22 protein-coding genes and 1 riboswitch are annotated in these 19,530 nt (G+C 42.2%); of the genes, 15 read left to right on the forward strand and 7 right to left on the reverse strand.

Annotated features, from left to right (window positions below; translation table 11 throughout):
• Positions 1-3: 3 nt before the first annotated feature.
• Complete coding sequence (locus HZA77_13930) at positions 4-777, forward strand: ABC transporter ATP-binding protein (protein ID MBI5376528.1); 774 nt, start codon at positions 4-6, stop codon at positions 775-777.
• Positions 778-1,293: 516 nt separating this feature from the next.
• On the opposite strand, the gene HZA77_13935 is transcribed toward HZA77_13930, so the two are convergent.
• The 3 genes from HZA77_13935 to HZA77_13945 form a co-directional block, all read right to left on the reverse strand.
• Positions 1,294-2,100, reverse strand: coding sequence for an energy transducer TonB (locus HZA77_13935; GenBank protein ID MBI5376529.1), 807 nt, complete (start codon positions 2,098-2,100; stop codon positions 1,294-1,296).
• Between the two features lie 19 nt (positions 2,101-2,119).
• Positions 2,120-3,262, reverse strand: coding sequence for a hypothetical protein (locus HZA77_13940; GenBank protein ID MBI5376530.1), 1,143 nt, complete (start codon positions 3,260-3,262; stop codon positions 2,120-2,122).
• 63 nt (positions 3,263-3,325) lie between these two features.
• Positions 3,326-5,377: a TonB-dependent receptor gene (locus HZA77_13945; GenBank protein MBI5376531.1), complete on the reverse strand. Its 2,052-nt coding sequence runs from the start codon at positions 5,375-5,377 to the stop codon at positions 3,326-3,328.
• Between HZA77_13945 and HZA77_13950 the strand changes: the two genes are divergently transcribed.
• Positions 5,376-5,537: a hypothetical protein gene (locus tag HZA77_13950; protein MBI5376532.1), complete on the forward strand. Its 162-nt coding sequence runs from the start codon at positions 5,376-5,378 to the stop codon at positions 5,535-5,537. The genes HZA77_13945 and HZA77_13950 overlap by 2 nt on opposite strands.
• A riboswitch (cobalamin riboswitch) is annotated at positions 5,501-5,694 on the reverse strand. Its footprint overlaps the gene before it by 37 nt.
• Positions 5,695-5,739: 45 nt before the next feature.
• Here the strand turns inward: HZA77_13950 and HZA77_13955 are convergent.
• A complete protein-coding gene (locus HZA77_13955; GenBank protein MBI5376533.1) occupies positions 5,740-7,488 on the reverse strand; it encodes an amidohydrolase in 1,749 nt (582 codons plus the stop codon).
• A 332-nt stretch (positions 7,489-7,820) separates the two neighbouring features.
• Between HZA77_13955 and HZA77_13960 the strand changes: the two genes are divergently transcribed.
• Both HZA77_13960 and HZA77_13965 read left to right on the forward strand, forming a co-directional pair.
• A complete protein-coding gene (locus tag HZA77_13960) occupies positions 7,821-9,368 on the forward strand; it encodes a DUF1566 domain-containing protein (GenBank protein ID MBI5376534.1) in 1,548 nt (515 codons plus the stop codon).
• A gap of 41 nt (positions 9,369-9,409) precedes the next feature.
• Positions 9,410-10,690, forward strand: a complete 1,281-nt coding sequence (locus HZA77_13965; protein MBI5376535.1) for an SUMF1/EgtB/PvdO family nonheme iron enzyme — start codon at positions 9,410-9,412, stop codon at positions 10,688-10,690.
• 57 nt (positions 10,691-10,747) lie between these two features.
• Here HZA77_13965 and HZA77_13970 read toward each other — a convergent pair whose 3' ends face one another.
• A complete protein-coding gene (locus HZA77_13970) occupies positions 10,748-11,377 on the reverse strand; it encodes a class I SAM-dependent methyltransferase (protein MBI5376536.1) in 630 nt (209 codons plus the stop codon).
• Positions 11,378-11,868: 491 nt separating this feature from the next.
• Positions 11,869-12,165 carry a hypothetical protein gene (locus tag HZA77_13975; protein MBI5376537.1) on the reverse strand — a complete coding sequence of 99 codons (297 nt, stop codon included), beginning with the start codon at positions 12,163-12,165 and terminating at the stop codon, positions 11,869-11,871.
• 169 nt (positions 12,166-12,334) lie between these two features.
• Here HZA77_13975 and HZA77_13980 point away from each other — a divergent pair, with 169 nt between their 5' ends.
• The 4 genes from HZA77_13980 (at position 12,335) to HZA77_13995 (ending at position 14,292) form a co-directional block, all read left to right on the forward strand.
• Positions 12,335-12,919, forward strand: coding sequence for a hypothetical protein (locus tag HZA77_13980; GenBank protein ID MBI5376538.1), 585 nt, complete (start codon positions 12,335-12,337; stop codon positions 12,917-12,919).
• Positions 12,916-13,671: a nucleotidyl transferase AbiEii/AbiGii toxin family protein gene (locus HZA77_13985; protein ID MBI5376539.1), complete on the forward strand. Its 756-nt coding sequence runs from the start codon at positions 12,916-12,918 to the stop codon at positions 13,669-13,671. The genes HZA77_13980 and HZA77_13985 overlap by 4 nt, the downstream gene beginning before the upstream one ends.
• 63 nt (positions 13,672-13,734) lie before the next feature.
• Complete coding sequence (locus HZA77_13990) at positions 13,735-14,019, forward strand: hypothetical protein (GenBank protein ID MBI5376540.1); 285 nt, start codon at positions 13,735-13,737, stop codon at positions 14,017-14,019.
• A 66-nt stretch (positions 14,020-14,085) separates the two neighbouring features.
• Entirely contained in the window at positions 14,086-14,292 is a 207-nt protein-coding gene (locus HZA77_13995; GenBank protein MBI5376541.1) for a DUF2283 domain-containing protein, read from the forward strand.
• A gap of 241 nt (positions 14,293-14,533) precedes the next feature.
• Here HZA77_13995 and HZA77_14000 read toward each other — a convergent pair whose 3' ends face one another.
• Positions 14,534-15,211, reverse strand: coding sequence for a hypothetical protein (locus HZA77_14000; GenBank protein MBI5376542.1), 678 nt, complete (start codon positions 15,209-15,211; stop codon positions 14,534-14,536).
• A 469-nt stretch (positions 15,212-15,680) separates the two neighbouring features.
• Here HZA77_14000 and HZA77_14005 point away from each other — a divergent pair, with 469 nt between their 5' ends.
• The 7 genes from HZA77_14005 to HZA77_14035 all read left to right on the forward strand — a co-directional run bounded on the left by HZA77_14005 (position 15,681) and on the right by HZA77_14035 (position 19,528).
• On the forward strand, positions 15,681-15,860 hold the full coding sequence (locus tag HZA77_14005; GenBank protein MBI5376543.1) for an AtpZ/AtpI family protein: 180 nt from the start codon (positions 15,681-15,683) through the stop codon (positions 15,858-15,860).
• Positions 15,861-15,866: 6 nt separating this feature from the next.
• Positions 15,867-16,547, forward strand: a complete 681-nt coding sequence (gene atpB / locus HZA77_14010) for a F0F1 ATP synthase subunit A (protein MBI5376544.1) — start codon at positions 15,867-15,869, stop codon at positions 16,545-16,547.
• Positions 16,548-16,609: 62 nt separating this feature from the next.
• A complete protein-coding gene (atpE, locus tag HZA77_14015; GenBank protein ID MBI5376545.1) occupies positions 16,610-16,939 on the forward strand; it encodes an ATP synthase F0 subunit C in 330 nt (109 codons plus the stop codon).
• A 103-nt stretch (positions 16,940-17,042) separates the two neighbouring features.
• Positions 17,043-17,423: an NADH-quinone oxidoreductase subunit A gene (locus tag HZA77_14020; protein ID MBI5376546.1), complete on the forward strand. Its 381-nt coding sequence runs from the start codon at positions 17,043-17,045 to the stop codon at positions 17,421-17,423.
• Positions 17,424-17,425: 2 nt separating this feature from the next.
• Positions 17,426-17,902 (forward strand): NADH-quinone oxidoreductase subunit NuoE, encoded by a 477-nt coding sequence (gene nuoE, locus HZA77_14025; GenBank protein MBI5376547.1) that lies wholly within the window; start codon positions 17,426-17,428, stop codon positions 17,900-17,902.
• Between the two features lie 52 nt (positions 17,903-17,954).
• The gene (gene nuoH / locus HZA77_14030; GenBank protein ID MBI5376548.1) at positions 17,955-19,019 is read left to right on the forward strand and encodes an NADH-quinone oxidoreductase subunit NuoH; all 1,065 of its coding nucleotides are present in this window, start codon (positions 17,955-17,957) and stop codon (positions 19,017-19,019) included.
• On the forward strand, positions 19,019-19,528 hold the full coding sequence (locus HZA77_14035) for an NADH-quinone oxidoreductase subunit J (GenBank protein ID MBI5376549.1): 510 nt from the start codon (positions 19,019-19,021) through the stop codon (positions 19,526-19,528). Before nuoH ends, HZA77_14035 begins: the two co-directional genes overlap by 1 nt.
• Positions 19,529-19,530: the final 2 nt, after the last annotated feature.

Genomic DNA, 19,530 nt, shown 5'->3' on the forward strand with positions numbered 1-19,530 from the left:
AAGATGGATGAAGTGCTGAAAATTGAAGGAATTGATTTCAGCTACGGGAACGGAAACGTCCTCTATAATGTAAATCTCAGTGTCAATGAAGGCGAGATGCTTGCCATACTTGGTCCCAACGGATGCGGCAAAACCACTTTATTAAGGCTGATCTATGGAGCGCTCAAAGCCTCACGGGGAAGGATAACTCTTTTCGGGAAAGAACATCTTTCAAGGAAAGAGGTATCAGAAAAGGTTGCCATTGTTTCAAAATCTGAGAATACGTCCATTTCATTTTTAGTATCAGAGATGGTCATGATGGGAAGATATGTTAAGTCAAAAGGGATCTGGTTTGAAAATAACGAGGACAAGAAAATGATTGCAGGAATTTTAGATGAGCTTCACATTGAGCATCTTTCTGCAAAGTATTTCAATTGTCTGAGCAGCGGTGAACAGCAGAGGGTGTTGATAGGGAGGGCTCTTGCCCAGAAGCCAGAGCTTATGCTCCTTGATGAGCCCACTTCGCATCTCGACATAAGCCACCAGCTTGAGTGCCATTCGCTGTTGAAGAAGCTTAATGATAGTTCTGGTATGACAATGGTCATAATTTCTCATGACCTTAATCTTGCGGCGCAGTTTTGCAGCAGGATAATATTGATGAAGGATGGAAGGGTTTTTGCTGACGGTCATGCAGGAGATGTGCTGACAGAGCAGAACATCCGCGAGGTTTACGGCATAGATACTATTGTTGACGGCAATCCTGTAACAGGAACACCACGCGTCACCCTGCTTTCGTAAGAAACTTCAATTAAGCACCAGGCTTAATCCTCTATATGACGATTAAGCTGATGCAGTCTGCGCATCGCTTAAAACTTCATGCGCTCTTTCGCAACCTGCCTCAGGTTATGTCTTAGTTAGATGTGGTTAATGAATGTCTTGTCTTATTCCCATATTACTAGGAAGCTGAGGCAGACTGCGCGTCGCTTAAAAATTCATGCGCTCTTCTGCAGTCAGCCTCAGCTTGCGTCTCAGTTAGATACGGCTAATGCATGGGTTGGCCAATCCCACTATGAAAAGAAAACTAATGGCATTTTACTTCAAGCACTCTTTAGTGGGTTGTCTTAGCTGAATACTTGGTTAGATGCGGCTGATAACGGCTTGGCAGTCCCGCGGCAGGCGCATGAAGTTCTAAGCCTAAGCGGGACTGCCAAGCCGTTTATTAACGGTAAAATCCAGTATTAAGCAGTGGCAAGCCGCCACCCCTTCCATGTCATAGCTAGATTATCGCGAGGTGCCAAAACAAATTAAGTTGTATTATGTAATTTGGAATTCGATCGTCACTGACAGCAAAGCCATGCCGTTATTGAGGATTCCTTCAGGAGGAGGAGGGAAGGGGGAAGCACGTTTTATGCATTCTAACGCCTCGCTGTCCAAAGCATCCCATCCGGATGTTGCTAATACAGATACATTTGCCACGCTTCCATTGCTGTTAAGATATATCTGCGCTTTTACTTTTCCTTCCATCTGCCGTGCCAATGCGGCTTGAGGATAACGTTTGTTCTTCTCTATTATTTTTAGACATAGTGCCAGATAACCTTCATACGTCATATTTCCGTATCCATTGCCAATTCCTGTTCCTCTGCCATTCCCCATGCCACCGTCATTTCCACCTCTGCCGCCTCCAAAGGCTCCTCCAAATCCTCCACCACCCGGCATTCCGGAACCTAATCCCGGCATACCTATCCCGTAACCAGAGGCAATTATCGGGGCAGGTGGCATATCCTTATTAATTCCCATTGATGATGGGATATTCCCTGGAGTTGTTTTGGAGGGTTCTGTGGATTTTTCTTCTTCTTTGTTATTTATCTCTGATGTTAAAGCTTTTGCGGACAGGACTTTGCGAGCTGTTCCCGTTCCTGATTTTATTTCCTTCTTTATTTCTATTTCTGGTTTTCTCTCAGGGATATCAATATTGAGGGTAATAAAATCAGCAATCTTTTCTTTTTCCAGCCATTTATTGTTTTCAGATATTATGAAAACAAGGAGGATGAAAAGCATATGCAGGAACAATGAAAGAAGAATAAACAGCCCGCTTCTTTTATCATGATTCCTGAAGAACATTTCATCCTCCCCGCCTATATCAAAAAGCTATGCCTGTCGGAGCCATCTCGCCAGTGCTTGTTGGCCCTGACACCTTGCTATTGTTTTTGACTTTATAAATTATAATGCCCGGGTTTTCAAGACTTCTGTCTGTTACATAAAGATACCCCTCTTTGTCCAGAGCAATCTGCGGTATATAAGATGAGTTGGTTCCGCTTAACTTACTCGATACAGAACCGTCTGACGGGTTAAATGGGGTAACAATATTTTCTGCAAAGTCGCCGCTTGCGATATAACCTTTGGTAGCGGAATAAATTACAATAGAGCCCGGACTTCCGTTTAAATCATCGTCGTTTATAAGCATTCCTTCAGATGTGAATGTGGCAGGGTCAACCACTTCAATGCCGCCATAGTTGTCGACTGCATAGTTGCCGTCTGAAATATACTTCCCGGCATTTGAAACATAAATTTTACCTGTTGTTTTATTGTAAGTTATAAAACCAGGATTTCTTCCTGAGAGTGCTATTGCCTGTTTGCCGTGAGTTTCCGGATCAACGTCATAGAGTTTATTTGTTTTAGTATCTATGACCGCAATAAGGCTGTCTTCTGTAACTTCATAGTTTACCGTACGCTGGAGTGCAACAAAAAGATAATGTCCCACTATTGCCATTGATTTTGGTTCTGCAAAGCCGTCTGAATCAGCAAATTTGGCAAGGCTTATCTTCTTCTTTATTTTGCCTTTGACCGGATCAACAAGAAATATATCATTTGAACCTAGTCCGCAGATATAAGCATTTTTTATGTCCTTGAAAATTATATCCTGCGGGTTTGTCCCTTCAGGGAAAGCATATTGATTGACGGGAGAAGAGATGTCATTTTTTTTGATGACTATTATGTTGTCTCCCTGATACTTTTCTATCACGAAGAGGTAATTCTTGTAGCTTCTTATTTCAGAATCCTGGTTTATCTGACTTAAAATATCTTCGGTCGCCTGTACATTTGTGTGTTTCACGTTGACCTTTATAGTGCTGATAGTAGACCCGCTGGTATCATAATTTGAATTAAGCACGTATGCCTTAGTCCCATTCTGTGCTGCGTAAAGCCCGTGAACGGGTATAGTCATGGCAATGACTGCCAATAATATCTTTCCTGTCACCGTTCTTAATATGTTACATTGTTTCATGGCACTTTCCCCTATGTTAGAAATCAGGTTATATTTGTTATAAAGTTGCTGTGATTAAATTCCTTAAAATTCTGTATCCCTGCTGTCACCTCCTTTAAAATTTGTGGTCACTGTTACGAAAAAGGCTCTTCCCGGTATTGGGAAGCCGCTAAGATCTTCTATATTGCTGTCGTTCAGGTTTTTCGCTTCGAAGTTGATGGTAAAATATTTTCCAAAGTAGAGACTTGCGCCAAGATTATGTATTTCCCTGTCTTTGGTTGGTCTGATATTTATCCTGTCGAGGTAATTCTTTTCAACCTTGTTAAGGTTATAGTAAAGCTCGCCATAATCGTTAAACACCCTGAAGCGGACGGTGTATTCTTTTTTGGGTCTGCCGGGAAGGAACTTGCTGTTGTATCCCGGTAGTCCGCTCCTGTCCCTTGCATCGAGCTTTGTATAATTCCCATTGATGTCAAGATGATCGAGAATGCGTAATCCCATCGAGAATTCAGCCCCTTTTATTCTTGCCTTGCCGATGTTCTCCGGCGTGAAAGTCCGCTGGGAATTCTGGATGAAAAGAATGAGATTTTTTACTTCATTATCAAAATAAACAGCTTCAAAAAAACTCTGTGTAATAATCCCCTTAAAAAGATCTCCCTGAAGCCTTATCCCAATGTCGCGGTTGTTGCCTGTTTCAGGTAAAAGCTCAGGATTGCCTATGACACCTCCCTTGTCCCCGTAAAGTTCAAAGAAGTTTGGTATCCTGAAATATTTTCCTACATTGCCTCTAAACGTCATCCATTGGAAAGGAGATACTTTTATGCCTGTCTGCCATGTGGTGAGTTCCGTGTATTCTCTTTGGTATGTTGGATTTTCCTTATCAAAGAAAAAGATGGAATTATTCGAAGACTTGTCATTTATCATTTCAGTCTTAGCTGACCCGGTAAACTTGATTTTATCTGAAAATATATAGAGGCTGTCTTCAGTTCCTAAGGTAAGCGTTGTCCTGTAGCTTTTTCCATTATTGGTGTCTGAGAATTTATCTTCAGGTTTGAAGTTTTCACTTCTTAACTGGATGAGGAACTCGGTATCAAGGTATTTTGTGGGATTGCCTGTAAGGTTTATGAGCCCTCCAAAGCTTTCAGTGACATTGTGGTTGTCCTGAAATCCTACGCCTATCTCATTATGTCTGTCTTTGAATTTGCTAAGTTCATAGGAATTGAAAAAAGAAGTTTCGAGTTTGAATCCTCGTATGGGAAGTCTTTTCCATTCAAGTTCAAGACGGCTTATGTTGTTTATGTTCCTGATTGATGCTGTTTCAGACTGATATGACTCTATTCCCGGCACTCCCCTGAATGTCCTTGTGAGATTATTTGAAATAGAGATTCCAAGAAGGTCTGATACATCATATTCAAGGCGGGTTGTGATATTGAGAGACCTGAACCTGTTATTTTTTCGATGTACCCATCTGTCGTCACTGGTTGTGAATATCGTGCCGTTGTCATCGAGGAATTCAAAGTCATTGTCGCTCTTTGTATAATTTATTCCTGCAAGGAGTCTGAGATTGCCTATACTGTGCGAGGCATTGAAGCTGTATTTGTAAGTCTCGAAAGAGCCATAGCTTACGGAGCTGGTTATATTGGAGCCTTCTTCAGGGATGCGGGTTTTTATATTCACGATGCCGCCTATCCCTGATTGGCCGAATCTCAATGGGGAATTGCCTCTGTAGATTTCAATTGAATCAACGTTGAAGAGCGGTATCTCCGAGATATCAACACCGCCTCCGCGCGCCTCATTTACAAGAACTCCGTCGAGGAATACCATTACCTGGTCAGAGGTTGAGCCTCTTATTGAAATGGTGGAAAAGCTTCCAAGACCTCCAAGCTGGTTAACCCTTACTCCGACTTCGTCTGAGATTGCTTCCGGAACAGTCCTGAAATATTTATCAAGTTCTTTTCCGTCAATTACAGTGACGAATGATGTGGGGGATTCAGTGATAGCCTGATGCTGGGCTTCGCGGTCTGCCCTGACTTTTACTATGCCTATATCTTTTGGAACTTCTTCTGAATTAGCTGCCGAAGAAGCAGTTATTGCGGCGATTGTCAAAAAAATTGCACATAGGCTCTTCATTCTCATGGCAAAAAAAATCCCCTGTCATTTTCTTCTTCGAGGAATCAACGAAGAGAAAAAGACAGGGGATAAATTGCTATTTGATTTCCCTGCGCTCTTAACCCCCACGTTCTTTACCTCGAAGAACATTGTTGTGAGGCATACTAAGGCAGGTCTACTGGCTTGAGGACTATTCTTTCCTACTCCCTCTTCCTTCCCGCTCCCTTCGGAGCAGTGGCTTTCATTGAGGTTTCGTTTCCTCTTACAGTGGCGGGACCACGATGGCTTTTAACCATCTTCCCTCTTAGGCTGTTTAATCAGCAACCTTAGTAATGTTACAGCTACAAGCTAAAGGATGTAGTTGCTGAAGTCAAGAAAAAAACAGTAACTCAGGCTGCGAACCATGCGCAGGCAACGTTACAACCCTTTCCCAAAGAGATGTTATGGTTATGAAATGTTTTTGTTGCTGACCAGTCTGGACTTACCGGCGGCAGTGGTGGTGCAAGGCTCACGAATTCTTCGCTTCCATGAACTATACGACCTCCCATTATTGTGAGCACAGATTCTAACCCCTTAATCTCTTCATCAGCTATCTGAAAGTAGTCAGCCGAGAGAACTGCAAGGTCTGCCATTTGCCCGGGGGTGATCCAGCCTTTCTTCCCAACGTCACCCGAGAACCATGCACTACCCTCAGTATAGAGTCGCAGGGCTGTAGTTCTGTCGAGGCAATTTTCGCTGTCATAGAGAGAGGTACCGCCGACAGTTTTTCCAGTTATTAGCCAGTAAAGTGAAACCCATGGATTGTAACTTGCAACCCGGGTAGCGTCGGAACCTGCTCCTACCGGGATGCCCAATTCCAGCATCCGTGTAATAGGTGGCGACCTTCTGGCGGCTTTCTCGCCGTAGCGTGCGATGAAGTATTCACCCTGGAAAGCCATCCGGTCCTGGATCGCTATACCTCCGCCGAGATGTTTGACTCTTTCCATGCTCTGTTCTGAAATAGTCTCGGCATGGTCGAAAAACCAGTGAAGACCCTTGAATGGAACCTCTCTGTCAATTGCTTCGAAGATGTCGAGAAAACGTTTTATCGATTCATCGTAGGTTGCATGCAGCCGGAATGGCCAGCGTTTTTCAACCAGCAATTTCACAACCTTATAGAGCTCACCCTCCATGCTCGGCTGAAGATCCGGACGGGGCTCCAGAAAATCCTCAAAATCTGCTGCGGAGAAAACCAGCATTTCGCCTGCGCCATTAACTTTATACACGTCGTTACCCATCCCCGGGCATGCAATATCTGTCCAGCGGGCAAAATCATCATATTCTTCCTTAGGACGCTGGGTAAAAAGATTGTAGGCAATGCGCAGTGTCAGTTCGTTTTTCGCAGCAAGTTCTTCTACAATCCTGTAGTCGTCTGGATAATTTTGGAACCCACCGCCTGCATCTATGCAGCTTGTGATGCCGAGTCTGTTCAGTTCACGCATGAAGTGGCGCGTTGAATTGACCTGGTCTTCAAAAGAAAGCTTTGGTCCCTTTGCAAGACTGGCATAGAGTAGGAACGGATTAGGTTTTGCAATCAGAAGCCCTGTTGGGTTGCCGTTCTTGTCACGCCCGATTAAACTGCCCGGAGGTGCTGGCGTATCCTTAGTGTATCCCAATGCTCTCACAGCTGCGCGATTAAGGATGGCACGGTCATAAAGATGCAGGACAAAGACAGGTGTCTCAGGTGACGCATCATTGATCTCGTCTAATGTGGGCATCCGTTGCTCTGCGAACTGGAATTCCGACCAGCCGCCTATCACACGAATCCATTGAGGAGGCGGCGTGCGAATGGCCTGTTTCTTTAGCATTCGCAAAGCTATGGCCAGCGACGGCACTCCGTCCCAGCGGAGTTCCATGTTGAAGTTGAGACCTCCGCGAATAACATGAATGTGGGAATCGTTGAGGCCCGGGATAACTGTTCGCCCTTTCAGGTCTATGATTTGTGTGTCCGGTCCGGCGTATACATTGATTTCCTTTGCGTCTCCTACAGCCATAAACCGGCCATTCTTGATAGCCGCGGCAGTTACTTCAGGGAGTTCCGGATTAAGCGTTGCAAACTTTCCATTTCTTAAAATCATATCAGCATAATAGGCAATCATGGTTGCACCTCCTAATTAGCAGCCCTGGCCAGCAGAATGACGTTGTTGAAGAGTGTCTGGCGATCTATATTCGCAACTCTGAAAGTCATTTGAGGTTGAAAGTCGATGAATATTACAGTGGAATTCTTTGGATTAAGGAGTTCTGTGTTTTTCATAAGTTACACTCCTTTTTTAAATTGATTTTGATTTTTCTATTTAACTAATTAGAAATTCTATATGGTTTTGTCCATAAAAGTAGTCCTTTACTTTGCCAACATTAAATGGTTGTTATTGGCGGCACCATTTCTATGGTTGTCATGAAAAAATCAATGTATCATCAACTGGAGATTTGTATGTTTAAAGTGAAATCCCTTCTGCTTTTGTGTCTTGCCGCTGTTTTATTGTTAATCCCGGTTATTACTGAATCTGCCGTGACAGATGGGACAATCTCTCTTCAGAAAACAGGGCAGGCCAAATGTTATGATTCTGATGGGAATGAAACCAACTGCGCAGGCACAGGGCAGGATGCGGCTCTACTCGCCGGTGAATCATGGCCTGACCCACGCTTTACAGACAATGGAGATGAGACTGTTACGGACAATCTTACAGGTCTAATGTGGGCAAAAGATGGAAATGTCATGCAGGCGAGAGATCCTGATTTTGATGCTGATGGTTCTGCAGGCGATGGTTCGGTCTATTGGCAGCATGCCCTGGACTATGTTGCCAAATTAAACACTGAGAATTATCTTGGCCACAATGACTGGCACCTACCGAATGTCAATGAGCTTCAAAGCCTCATAAATGCTGATGAATATAACTCCGCCGGATGGTTGAATGAGAATGGATTTACAAATGTGATGCCAAACGATTATTGGACGTCTTCCACTTCTATAAGTTACAAAGTCTACGCATGGGCAGTCTATATGGGATATGGTTACTCGAGCACGAGCGATAAGAATACTACAGCTTACTATGTGTGGCCAGTGCGTTCAGGACAGATGGGCACAATCTCGATTCAGCAAACCGGCAACACAAAGTGCTATGATTCAGCAGGGACAGAGATATCCTGCACCGGGACAGGTCAGGACGGGGATGTCCGTGCCGGAGCTGAATTTCCGTCCCCGCGCTTTACCGACAATGGCGACGGTACTGTCTCAGATAATCTCACAGGATTGATGTGGACAAAAAGTGCAAACTCAGGAGCGACAACAAGTACCTGGCAGGAGGCGCTTGATACTGTGGCTGGAATGAACAGCGCCAGCGGGACCGATGGCTACACGGATTGGCGACTACCTAACATGAATGAGCTTAAAAGTCTTCTTGATTTTTCAGAAGATTATCCATCTCTTCCTCAAGGTCATCCGTTTACCGGTGTGCGTCAAGACTATTATTGGACATCTTCCACTCTTACAGCGGTGCCAGGCTCGGCATTTGTTGTAAGCATGGATATAAGTCATGTCTATTACTACTCTAAAAAAATCGAAGATTACTACGGCATCTGGCCTGTTCGGGGTGGCGAGGTGGAAGCACCGCCGGAGCAATTCCCTGATCTCACAGTAAAGACTTTAGGCTCTTCAGGTAAGCCGAAAAAAGATAAGAAGATCACACTTTCAGCAGTTGTGAAAAACATCGGCGAGAAGAGTGCTTCCACTTCTTCAGTTCAGTTTTATCTATCGACAAATAACAACGCCAGCTCCGTTGAAGGAGACAAACTATTAGGCACTACAAAGGCGACAGGGAATATAAAAGTGAATGGGAGTAAGACCGTAAAGCTTACATTGAAAGTAAAAGGCAAGGCAGGGAATTATTATCTCAAAGCATTCTGCGACAGCGGTGCGATCGTAACCGAATCAAATGAAAGCAACAACATAAAGGTGTCAAAGAAGATTAGCATAAAATAAATTAACTCCTGAAACCAAATAAGACAGGAAGGGGAATTTTTATGAGAATAATGAATCTACTGAAAGTGGCTCTTATTGGATGCATCATTGGTGGTTTTATCCCTGTAAGTTATGCTTTAGATAAAGAAGTGAAACAGTCTGTTATTCCAGAAGATATGGTGCTTGTTCCGGCGGGCGAATTTATCATGGGTAACAACAATGATTATATGGATAATGATGGCGATGAGGCACCGCAGCATGTCGTGAATTTACCTGCTTTTTATATTGATAAATATCCGGTTACTAATGCTCAATATAAAAAATTTGTTGATGCGACAAAACATGAGCTCCCTCTTTTTTGGGATAAGTCAGGCAACTTTCCACCGGAAAAATCTGACCATCCTGTTATAGGAGTGACCTATCTTGATGCAAAGGCATATTGCAGTTGGGTTGGAAAACGTTTGCCTACTGAAGAAGAATGGGAAAAAGCAGCGCGCGGAACAGATGGGCGCCGCTGGCCATGGGGGAATATATTTGAAAATAGTAAAACTAATGTGAACAACCGGAAAGGAACGACACCGGTAAATAAGTATCCTGCTGGGGTAAGTCCCTATGGATGTTATGATATGGCAGGCAATACATTTGAAATGACTGATACATGGTATGCCTTATATCCGGGGAGTGCGGAAAACAGAGCTGTCGCAAAATTGTTGGGTGAAAAATATAAAGTGGTACGCGGCGGCGCTTACAGTGCTGACGACGGCAGTGCCCGCTGTGCGGACCGCGGCGTAAAAGAGATAAATGTCGCAGGTCCCAGCCTTGGTTTCAGGTGTGCGCAGGATGTCCCCGGCTACGAGCACTATCGCAGCGCTCTTACCGCAATCAATGAAACTAAAAATCTTAAAAGCGTGGCAGAGAAATATATCACTCCTTATGAAGAACATAATCAATCGCGTCTTTTATTAAAAGATGCGGAAGGTTTGATTAATGAATCTTCTGATAAGTTTAAAAATGAGAATTTTTCAGAGAGCGAACAGCTTGCAACGCAGGCTTCCGAAAAAATAAAACAAGCCCAACAGATGGCTCTGGATTTTACAAAAAACAGACATGAAGAAAAGATTGCTGCTATAAAAGAGGCACTTGCTCTCTTAGAAGAGATGTTAAACAAAATGCCTGCCCAATTGTCACCCCATAATTCAGAATTAAAAGAAAAGGCACTTGACCATTACAAACAAAGCAAGCAGTTGTTCGAGGATGGTTCATTGGGTTATGCGCAGATGCATGTTTACATCGGGCTTTCAATCGCCGGACAGATACCGACGGACGCCGCCGCAAGCAAGTGAGAACATAATAGATAAGAAGTGGAGTGAAGATAAAGGGGGAAACAGGGGGATTTGATATTAAGATTTAATACGAAACCCGAATTGCAGAAAATGGCTATCCCTGCCCAAGAGACAAGTTAATGTCTTTATGGCAATGCTTTTTACTGAAAGTGTCTGAGTTGTTAATCCATTAATCCCTTCTATCTCTTCAATTATAAATCTGGAATCTTTGACAATTCTTTGAAAACTTTTTTTCGTGAAAAATCTTATATGTGTCTTATCTAAAACACCTTCCTCCTTATATTCCCAATCTTTCTTAATCAACAGCTCAATTAAATTACCAATAAATCTTACATTAGGGACAGACCCCACAATAAAGGAATCTTTTTTCATTTTCTTTTTAACGCTTAAAAGAAATTCACGGGTATCATTTATGTGTTCAATAACATCATTGCAAATTATCAAATCAAAGTAATCATCGGGGAGCTTACCGCTTACCTCTTCATAGGTTCCGGTTAAAATATTGGCTGACTTTTCCACAGTCTTGCAAGGCTCTATACCCCAATATTCGCAGTCTTGTTGTAAATTGAGCCGGAAGTTACCTTCTCCGCATCCAATCTCAAGAACCTTAGAATAACCACAAGGCAGAAATTTAACTATCTCAGGCCTCATATTCTGGTAGTATGACATCTCTATTTGCTTTCCCAATTGGGCACTTATTTAGTTTCATCATCAAACTTTCTTTAAATATTATTCCTGTCCTCTTTGTTTTGTCCATATGAAACGACTTTTACTGGAAGAGTATATATGCATTATCATTTACAATGCTGTACATAATATTGCATATATGGAGATGCGGAAAAAAGTCGAGGCTCTATTGAATTGCAAAATGCAAGACCTGACCCAAATTGCTTTGTTAGACTTTTATTTTTTTGTCTTCCCCGCGAAAGCGGGGATCCAGAAATAATTAGTAAAATTGGATTCCGCATCATGTGCGGAATGACATTCACTCATTAGTATTTGGATACCTCTGCGTCGCCTGATATTCTAATAATTAAATAAGGTGTCCCCAGAGAAAAAGAGGATTATATCAAGAATTCCATGATTTCTAAAAGGACATCATTAAATTTTGGAGGGATTGCCGGCAAAACAGTGCCGTCAGACATATGTAAGTGTTCCGGCGCATTAATCGGCGGTATTCAGTTAGCAACATACTGAATTTCCCTAAGGCGTTTTATGTCACAGATAATTCTTTCCCTTATTTTTAATTCTCCTGCCCATGCAACATATTCAATGTCTTTTTTTTTCATGTTTTCAGCAGTGAATTTTTTAAGGAATGTGTCTGATGAAATTCTATAAAACTTCTCAAACTTCGCAATCTGCCTTTCCGTCTTACTGAGTCCAAGTTCAAGGCGTTTTATTTCAGACTGAATTGCAGTTTTTATGATATCAACGGTATTGTCTTTCTTGTCGGATTTTATTTGTACTATAGTCATGGCGATACCTCCTTTCTATTTATATCTTATCTGAATTTGTTTTCATCATCAAACTTTTTAAATATTATGTCTATCCTGTTTACTTTGTCCATATGAAATGATTTTTACTGGTTGACTATATATACGATATTATTTACAATACTGTACATAATATTGTATATATAGGTGAATGATGAAAAAAGTAGAAGCTCTGTTGAAACTCCAGAAATCCGGCAGACATATTTTCAGTCTCGCGGATTTACAAAAGCTTTTACGGATTGAAAGCGGAAATACAGCATGCATTCAAGCCAGCAGACTGACAACTGACGGAATTCTTAATAGGATTGCGAAAGGAGTCTATTGTTTGAATGACAGAATCCCCGGTGATTTTGAGATAGCTAATTTTCTCTATAAGCCGTCTTACATATCTTTGGAATCAGCTCTGGCGTATTATGGTATATTGCTTCAGGTGCCCCATTCAGTGACATCAATTACTCCAAAGAGGGCAATGAAGATAATTTCCCAGGGGAAAGCATTTGTCTATTCTCATTTGGCGCAAAACTATTACTCTGGCTATGTAAGAGAAAAAGACTTTGTTATTGCAACGCCCGAAAAGGCAATCATTGATATTGTTTTTTTTGCCTGTTATGGAAGGACAGTGATCCATCCTGAGGAATGGATTTTGGATAGTGTAAATAAAAAGAGATTAAAGAAAGAGTCTGCGGGAATAAAGAGCAGGATTTTCCATAATTTATTTAACTCCATAAAGTTATGATTAACAGGGAACAAATTAAGGAACTGTCTCAGAAATTTTCAATAGATGAATTCTCAGTTATCAGGGAATATCTGCAAGTTCTCTTTCTCTCTGCCCTTTATGAAGAGAAGGGAAGCTTGAAGATTTATTTCAAAGGCGGGACAGCATTGAGACTGCTTTTTAAATCATTCAGGTTTTCTGAGGACCTTGATTTTACGACTTTAAAGACTAATGATGAAATGAAAAAGATGTTGCCTAATGTTGTCAGGAAGATTAGTTTAATTGTGCCCAATATAGAATTAAAAGAAGTTAAGGCAGGAATGAAAAGCCTTACCGGATTTTTAAGATATAAAACTGAAGACCTGAAATATCCCTTAAATATCCATCTTGAGTTTTCGCTTAGAGAGAAACCGTTTACCGAAAAAGATATTATTCTTGAAACTCTCTTTCCTGTGAGCCCTTACCCTGTTGTGAAGTGCCTTTCATGGGAAGAAATCCTCGCAGAAAAAATAAGAGCATTGATGTGCAGGACAAAAGGAAGAGATTTGTTTGATATCTGGTACCTTCTGTCAAAAGGCATAGAGATTGACTGGAAGATGGTTGACAGGAAAATGGCATTCTATGACAAGGAAGCAGACTTCAATGATGTAATGAATAAAATAAAAAAGATGGATCAAAAGAAGCTGAAAATAGATTTGGGAAAGTTCCTGCCTCTCAATCAGAGAAAAATAGCTGACAATATTCAGGAACTGCTGTTAGAAAAGCTGAAATAACAGACATGGTTAAAGATGGCCGAGGAAGGTTTTATTCCATCAGAGCTATAAGGAGAATAAACAATGGGTTACTTATTTGATATTGAAAAGGTTATTAAAGATTCCGGATTGTCTGAAAAAATAATTGGGAAAATCAAAAAAGAGGTTCGTCAGGAATTTCCCAAGGATGACGGCATGTACGAGCTCCATTTGCTTCGAGCAATTGAGACCGAAAAAAATAAATCCCTGTCCCCACAAAAGAAGCTTCAACAGCTAAAGAAAAAAGGGGATGCTGTTTTAAAATCTTCTGGTTATAAAGTTGTGGAAACCGTCAGGGGAAAGAAAAAAATAATAAAGAGTGCCGCATAAATCAGCCGTCAGCGTGCAAGCCAACCATTGTGCCTTCTTTGATAGAAGTTTTAAGGAGGATTAAGTATGAAGATTCGCTATTTCACGGATACAGATACCGCGCTTATTGAATTCTCAAATGAATCAGTCGCGGAGACAAGGGAAATATCGGGAAACCTTTATATCGATCTGGACAGCAAAGGCAACCTTGTCAGTATGACTGTTGAACATGCAAAAGAGAAAGCCAATATTTCAGAAGTATCATTTCTCCAAATGGACAAAATTGTTGCTTGACAATGCTATCAAGCAGCTATCTGCTCCCACCAAAAATAAAGACTTGTAAAATGCAAGACATAACCCCAATTGTTTTCCTGACCAACTATAGAATAACAATAGGTACTTATAACAAATCTATTTAACAGCGTGCCACGTAAGCTAGGTATAAGCTTAAACCGACTAATGTCGGTGTTAATCTTTGGTATTGTTTTCTTCAGCATCTATCAAAATTCAAAACCTGACACAATTGTCTTGTAGATTAAAAAGCCTTCCACTGTCGTATTGCATGCAACGCGTCAAGCGTCTCTTGGGAAAATGTGATATGTGATGTGTGAATAGGGAAAAAATAGACGGACCTCTTCTGGCTGATATTATAGTCAAAACTCAGCAGCATAAGACCATTGAGTTTCATCAACCCTTCATTGTTCCCTCGTTGTATGCACTCGCCAAGCACATTAATAGCCGTTGGCATGATGGCATCATCAATGCAATGACCACTACTACTACCGATGATGAGAATATTTGGGACGTCTTCAATATATTGAGGAATCTTGCGTTTGCAGACTGCGACGACTTGCTCCCATGCCGGTAAGCCTTCGGTGGCAGATGTATCACCGATTGTTACCAGACGCTCACGTGATCTGTTCATATTTTCTTGGTCAATGCGGTCCTGTTCTTTTGTCCGAAAGTGCTTCACCTCGGCGAAAAACTGCACTGCACTATGTCGTATGGAGAGGTCAGGGCTTTCCCGAAAAGTTACTCTAAATCCATTCAACTGGAGCATATCAGCGGCCCAGCCCTCGAAAATTAAGTCGTTGAACTTTTCGTAATTGGACTGATTGGCTTCCAAGCGGCAACGATATGTGTTGACAGCTTGTATTTGATCTCTCTTAAGCTTAGAGCAGTGTGTGTCTATATTAGTTTTGAACATAATCATGGCAACCTTCACAGTTTCATGCCTAACATTTATTTTTATACTTATTTTACTCTATTGTCAGAGTTGTATAATTACTAGGAATAGCCAGTCAAGGAAAACTGACTAAAAGAAATGGTTAAAAGCAGTTCTATGGACAGTACACTTAATTCGGTTAAAAAGCATAAGTTGTGCTTACGTTAGATTGTATTTGTACCATCCACAGAGAATGGCACGTTCGGGGAACGTGCCCTACAGAAAATAATGCAGGGTCTGGGCGTAATATTTGTAGGGTCTGCTCCCCGAGCAGACCTCCTACCCGATACCGTATGCCTGTGAAAGGTTTTTTAGGCGCATTTCGGGCTCATTTTTCCTTGACAGTTATTTTTTTTATGTGTTAAGGGAACAGCAAATTATTTCAAGTTTTTAAGGCTTCATTGATAGGTAAACAGTGGGAGAAGAGGATAACGAAAAAGGGAAACTGTACCGTCAAATGGGGCTTCTTAGCACCATCGGCATCACTCTGGTGGCTGCTACGTTTATAGGGCTTGGAATGGGCTATTATATTGACAAGTGGATTGGCACTAAGCCCATATTTACAATAATTTTTACTATTTTTGGAATCATTGCCGGCTTCAGGGAAATGTTTTCAATAATAAAAAAAGGTGAGTAAAGAAATATGAAACACGCACCAGTATATCTTTTCTACCTGCTCGGAATACCTGAGCATGTGGCAGAAGAGTATAGATATGTTTTTCTTGCAGTGTTTGTGACAATATTGCTGACCATAGTTTCCTTCTGGGTTACAAGCCGTCTTGAAAAGATACCCAAAGGGAAGCAGAATGTTTTTGAATTCATACTTGGCGGTCTCATGGATTTCATGGAAGAAATAATGGGACATGGTGCAAGAAGATTTCTTCCACTCGTGGGCACGCTTGCCTTCTTCATATTGACATCTAATCTCTTAGGTCTCATCCCGGGTTTTGATTCACCGACTGCGAACCTTAATGCAACCGGCGGATGCGCCATAGTAGTTTTTATTGCAACCCACTACTACGGGATAAAGGCTCATGGCATGAGCTATATAAAACAGTTCACAGGTCCAATCCCTGCACTTACTCCGCTAATAATGCCTATCGAAATCATAAGCCATCTTGTAAGGCCTGTGTCACTTTCAATCAGGCTTTTCGGTAATATGTTCGGCGGTCATCTTGTCCTTGCAAGTTTCCTCGGGCTCGTTCCGCTAATTGTTCCGCTGCCTATGATGGCGATGGAGCTGTTTGTTGCAGGCGTGCAGACTCTGATATTTATAGTTTTGTCCATGATATATATTTCACTGGCACTTGAAGAGCATCATTAAACATAAAGAAACATAAAGGCTGAGTTTAAATAAATAACATTTTAGTAAGGGGGTGAAAGTTGATGAAGAAGATTGTGATTGCCATAGCAGTTCTAATCGTATCCGGAATTTTTCTTGCTCCGTTTGCAATGGCTGAAGAAGCTGCAGCACCAGCAGGCGGCGGAACAGGCGGTATGACATACGTTTATATAGCATGCGCTATCGGTATTGCTATCGCGGCTTTTGGTGGAGCTTTAGGACAGGGCCGCAGTGTCAGCGCAGCACTTGAAGGTATTGCAAGGAATCCAAACGCATCAGGAAAGATTCAGACCGCTATGATCATCGGTCTGGCTCTTATTGAGTCTCTCGTTATTTACGCGCTGGTTGTTGTTCTCATACTGTTATTCAAATAGTTTGAGATTAAAGATATAGAGATTGCATTAGATTCTGAAAAGCGGAGGGTAAAGAAGAAATATCCTCCGCTTTCAATCTAATGTGAAATACTACGGGAAGTAGATGGATAACGGGCTAAATACTTACGTACCTGTTTTTATAATGGCAGTTGTGGCTATAGGATTTGCAGCCGTAACTATTCTGCTTTCCCACCTCGTAGGCAAAAGAAATAGCAGCACAGCTAAACTCGACACCTATGAATGCGGTTCCCCGGTCATAGGCTCAGCACGTCTTCGTTTTTCAGTTAAATTCTATCTCATTGCAATGTTATTTATTATATTTGATATTGAAGCTGTGTTCCTCTATCCCTGGGCTGTGGTGCTCCGCGAGATCAAGGAGTTCGGTCCATTTGTGTTTTACGAAATGGTTCTGTTCATTTTTGTTTTGATTGCAGGTCTTGTCTATGTATGGAAGAGAAAAGCCCTTGACTGGCTGAGTGAATAATAATGAGCCCAGAAGAAAAAATAGAAGAAAAAATTGAAAAGCTGGTAAAAAAATATCCCAATGGCGATGCCGCCCTTCTTCCTTTGCTCCACCTGTTACAGGAAGAGGAGGGCCACGGTAAAATGATAACCCGCGAATCAATGGAACGCGCTGCAAAGCTGCTGAATGTTCCGGTTAGCAGGGTAAAGGGTGTCGTATCCTTCTATACAATGTACAACCAGAAGCCTGTGGGAAAATATTTTATCCAGATATGCACCAACATCGCCTGCTCCATACTGAATGCGCAGGAGATAGTAGACCATATAGAAAAGAAGCTTGGCATCAAGGTCGGCGAGACCACACCTGACGGGAAATTCACACTCGCCACGGTTGAGTGTCTTGGTTCCTGCGGTACGGCGCCCATGATGCAGATAAACAATGATTATTATGAGAACCTTGATACATCGAGGGTTGAAGAAATCCTTGCGGGCCTGAAGTAGATGATAGTGGAGATGACAGACGGAGATGTTGATGTTACGGAGATATTAACGAATGTTTAATCTAAGCATAGCGGAAATCCTCTCAAATACTCTTGTCATAAAGGTAATAGAGATACTCGTTGTTTTCGCTCTTACCATGACAACTGTTGCCATACTCTCGCTTGCTGAAAGAAAAGTCTGCGCCTTCATACAGAGAAGGCTTGGCCCGAACAGGGTCGGTCCATGGGGGCTTTTCCAGCCGGCAGCCGATGGAATCAAGTTCATAATGAAAGAGGATATAATCCCCATTAATGCAAATAAGTTTTTCTATGTTCTTGCTCCAATGATAGCAATATCGCCTGCCCTTATCACATTTGCCGTAATCCCCTTCGGCTCTCCGACCACATTCGGCGGACTGCTAAAGACTCCGGTTGCTCTCCAGATCGCAGAGCTAAACGTAGGAGTGCTCTACATCATAGCGATAGCATCGCTTGGCGTTTATGGCATAGTGCTCGGAGGCTGGGCATCAAACAACAAGTTCTCCCTGATGGGCGGTCTTCGCTCATCTGCACAGATGATAAGCTATGAGCTTGCCATGGGGCTTGCAGTCGTGGGCGTAGTGATGATGGGGGGAAGCCTTGATCTTGCAGAAATCGTCGAAAAACAAGGGAAGTACTGGTATATTTTCCCGCAGATAATCGGCTTTATAGTTTTTCTCATCGCAAGCTTTGCAGAAACAAACAGGCTCCCATTTGACCTTCCCGAGGCTGATTCCGAGCTGGTTGCAGGATACCACACCGAGTACAGCAGCATGAAATTTGCCATGTTCTTTATGGCAGAGTATGCAAACATGATAACGGCATCGGCTCTCATGGTATCTCTTTATTTCGGCGGCTGGCAGGGGCTTCCGATAGGAGGCTGGCTTAATCTTCCTATAATAGACAAACTCTGGTTCATTCCTATCATCTGGTTTGTAATAAAGGTCATCTGTTTTCTGTTTTTCTTCATTTGGGTGAGATGGACGTTCCCGAGGTTCAGGTATGACCAGCTTATGGCTTTCGGCTGGAAAGTGCTTGTGCCGGTGGCGCTCCTTAATATTTTAATTACCGGTGCACTTATTATGTGGGATGTAATCTGATGCTTGAAATGGTGATGTTCTATGTCTTTGCCACTGCCGCTGTGATTTCCGCAGTGATGGTCGTGACCAAGAAAAACCCGGTGGCAAGCGTATTTGCACTTATAATAACATTTATGTCCATAGCAGGTTTATATGCGGCATTAAGCGCGCATTTTCTCGCTATAATCCAGATACTCGTTTATGCCGGCGCCATAATGGTGCTTTTCCTTTTTGTTGTCATGCTCCTTGACCTCAGAAAGGATGAATTCTTCTTCAGCACACAGAAGAGTATAAAAATTCTGGGGATAGCCATTGTATGTGTTCTACTGGCAGAGATTTATACTATTTCACAGAATATACATATCCCTTCTGCTTCCGGTGCGTTTGCTGAGGCATATTCAGGACCGGGGGGGAATACTGCGGCAATCGGAAGGCTTCTTTTTACAACATATCTTCTTCCATTTGAGCTTACTTCAGTCCTGCTCATGGTTGCCATAATCGGTGCAGTCCTGCTTTCGAGGAGGAGGTAAAC

This window comes from Candidatus Schekmanbacteria bacterium (assembly GCA_016219965.1).
Taxonomy (GTDB): Bacteria; Schekmanbacteria; GWA2-38-11; order GWA2-38-11; family J061; genus JACRJM01.

What these genes read in the sequence shown, in the direction of transcription:
- nuoE (MBI5376547.1), top strand. Translation starts at nt 17,426, where the DNA reads ATGAGCCCAGAAGAAAAAATAGAAGAAAAAATTGAAAAGCTGGTAAAA.
- atpB (MBI5376544.1), top strand. Translation starts at nt 15,867, where the DNA reads ATGAAACACGCACCAGTATATCTTTTCTACCTGCTCGGAATACCTGAG.
- HZA77_13955 (MBI5376533.1), bottom strand. Translation starts at nt 7,488, where the DNA reads ATGATTGCCTATTATGCTGATATGATTTTAAGAAATGGAAAGTTTGCA.
- nuoH (MBI5376548.1), top strand. Translation starts at nt 17,955, where the DNA reads ATGTTTAATCTAAGCATAGCGGAAATCCTCTCAAATACTCTTGTCATA.
- HZA77_13930 (MBI5376528.1), top strand. Translation starts at nt 4, where the DNA reads ATGGATGAAGTGCTGAAAATTGAAGGAATTGATTTCAGCTACGGGAAC.
- HZA77_13980 (MBI5376538.1), top strand. Translation starts at nt 12,335, where the DNA reads ATGATGAAAAAAGTAGAAGCTCTGTTGAAACTCCAGAAATCCGGCAGA.
- HZA77_14000 (MBI5376542.1), bottom strand. Translation starts at nt 15,211, where the DNA reads ATGATTATGTTCAAAACTAATATAGACACACACTGCTCTAAGCTTAAG.
- HZA77_13950 (MBI5376532.1), top strand. Translation starts at nt 5,376, where the DNA reads ATGGCAAAAAAAATCCCCTGTCATTTTCTTCTTCGAGGAATCAACGAA.
- HZA77_14005 (MBI5376543.1), top strand. Translation starts at nt 15,681, where the DNA reads ATGGGGCTTCTTAGCACCATCGGCATCACTCTGGTGGCTGCTACGTTT.
- HZA77_13990 (MBI5376540.1), top strand. Translation starts at nt 13,735, where the DNA reads ATGGGTTACTTATTTGATATTGAAAAGGTTATTAAAGATTCCGGATTG.
- HZA77_13960 (MBI5376534.1), top strand. Translation starts at nt 7,821, where the DNA reads ATGTTTAAAGTGAAATCCCTTCTGCTTTTGTGTCTTGCCGCTGTTTTA.
- HZA77_13965 (MBI5376535.1), top strand. Translation starts at nt 9,410, where the DNA reads ATGAGAATAATGAATCTACTGAAAGTGGCTCTTATTGGATGCATCATT.
- HZA77_13985 (MBI5376539.1), top strand. Translation starts at nt 12,916, where the DNA reads ATGATTAACAGGGAACAAATTAAGGAACTGTCTCAGAAATTTTCAATA.
- HZA77_13945 (MBI5376531.1), bottom strand. Translation starts at nt 5,377, where the DNA reads ATGAGAATGAAGAGCCTATGTGCAATTTTTTTGACAATCGCCGCAATA.
- HZA77_13975 (MBI5376537.1), bottom strand. Translation starts at nt 12,165, where the DNA reads ATGACTATAGTACAAATAAAATCCGACAAGAAAGACAATACCGTTGAT.
- HZA77_13940 (MBI5376530.1), bottom strand. Translation starts at nt 3,262, where the DNA reads ATGAAACAATGTAACATATTAAGAACGGTGACAGGAAAGATATTATTG.
- HZA77_14035 (MBI5376549.1), top strand. Translation starts at nt 19,019, where the DNA reads ATGCTTGAAATGGTGATGTTCTATGTCTTTGCCACTGCCGCTGTGATT.
- atpE (MBI5376545.1), top strand. Translation starts at nt 16,610, where the DNA reads ATGAAGAAGATTGTGATTGCCATAGCAGTTCTAATCGTATCCGGAATT.
- HZA77_13995 (MBI5376541.1), top strand. Translation starts at nt 14,086, where the DNA reads ATGAAGATTCGCTATTTCACGGATACAGATACCGCGCTTATTGAATTC.
- HZA77_14020 (MBI5376546.1), top strand. Translation starts at nt 17,043, where the DNA reads ATGGATAACGGGCTAAATACTTACGTACCTGTTTTTATAATGGCAGTT.
- HZA77_13935 (MBI5376529.1), bottom strand. Translation starts at nt 2,100, where the DNA reads ATGTTCTTCAGGAATCATGATAAAAGAAGCGGGCTGTTTATTCTTCTT.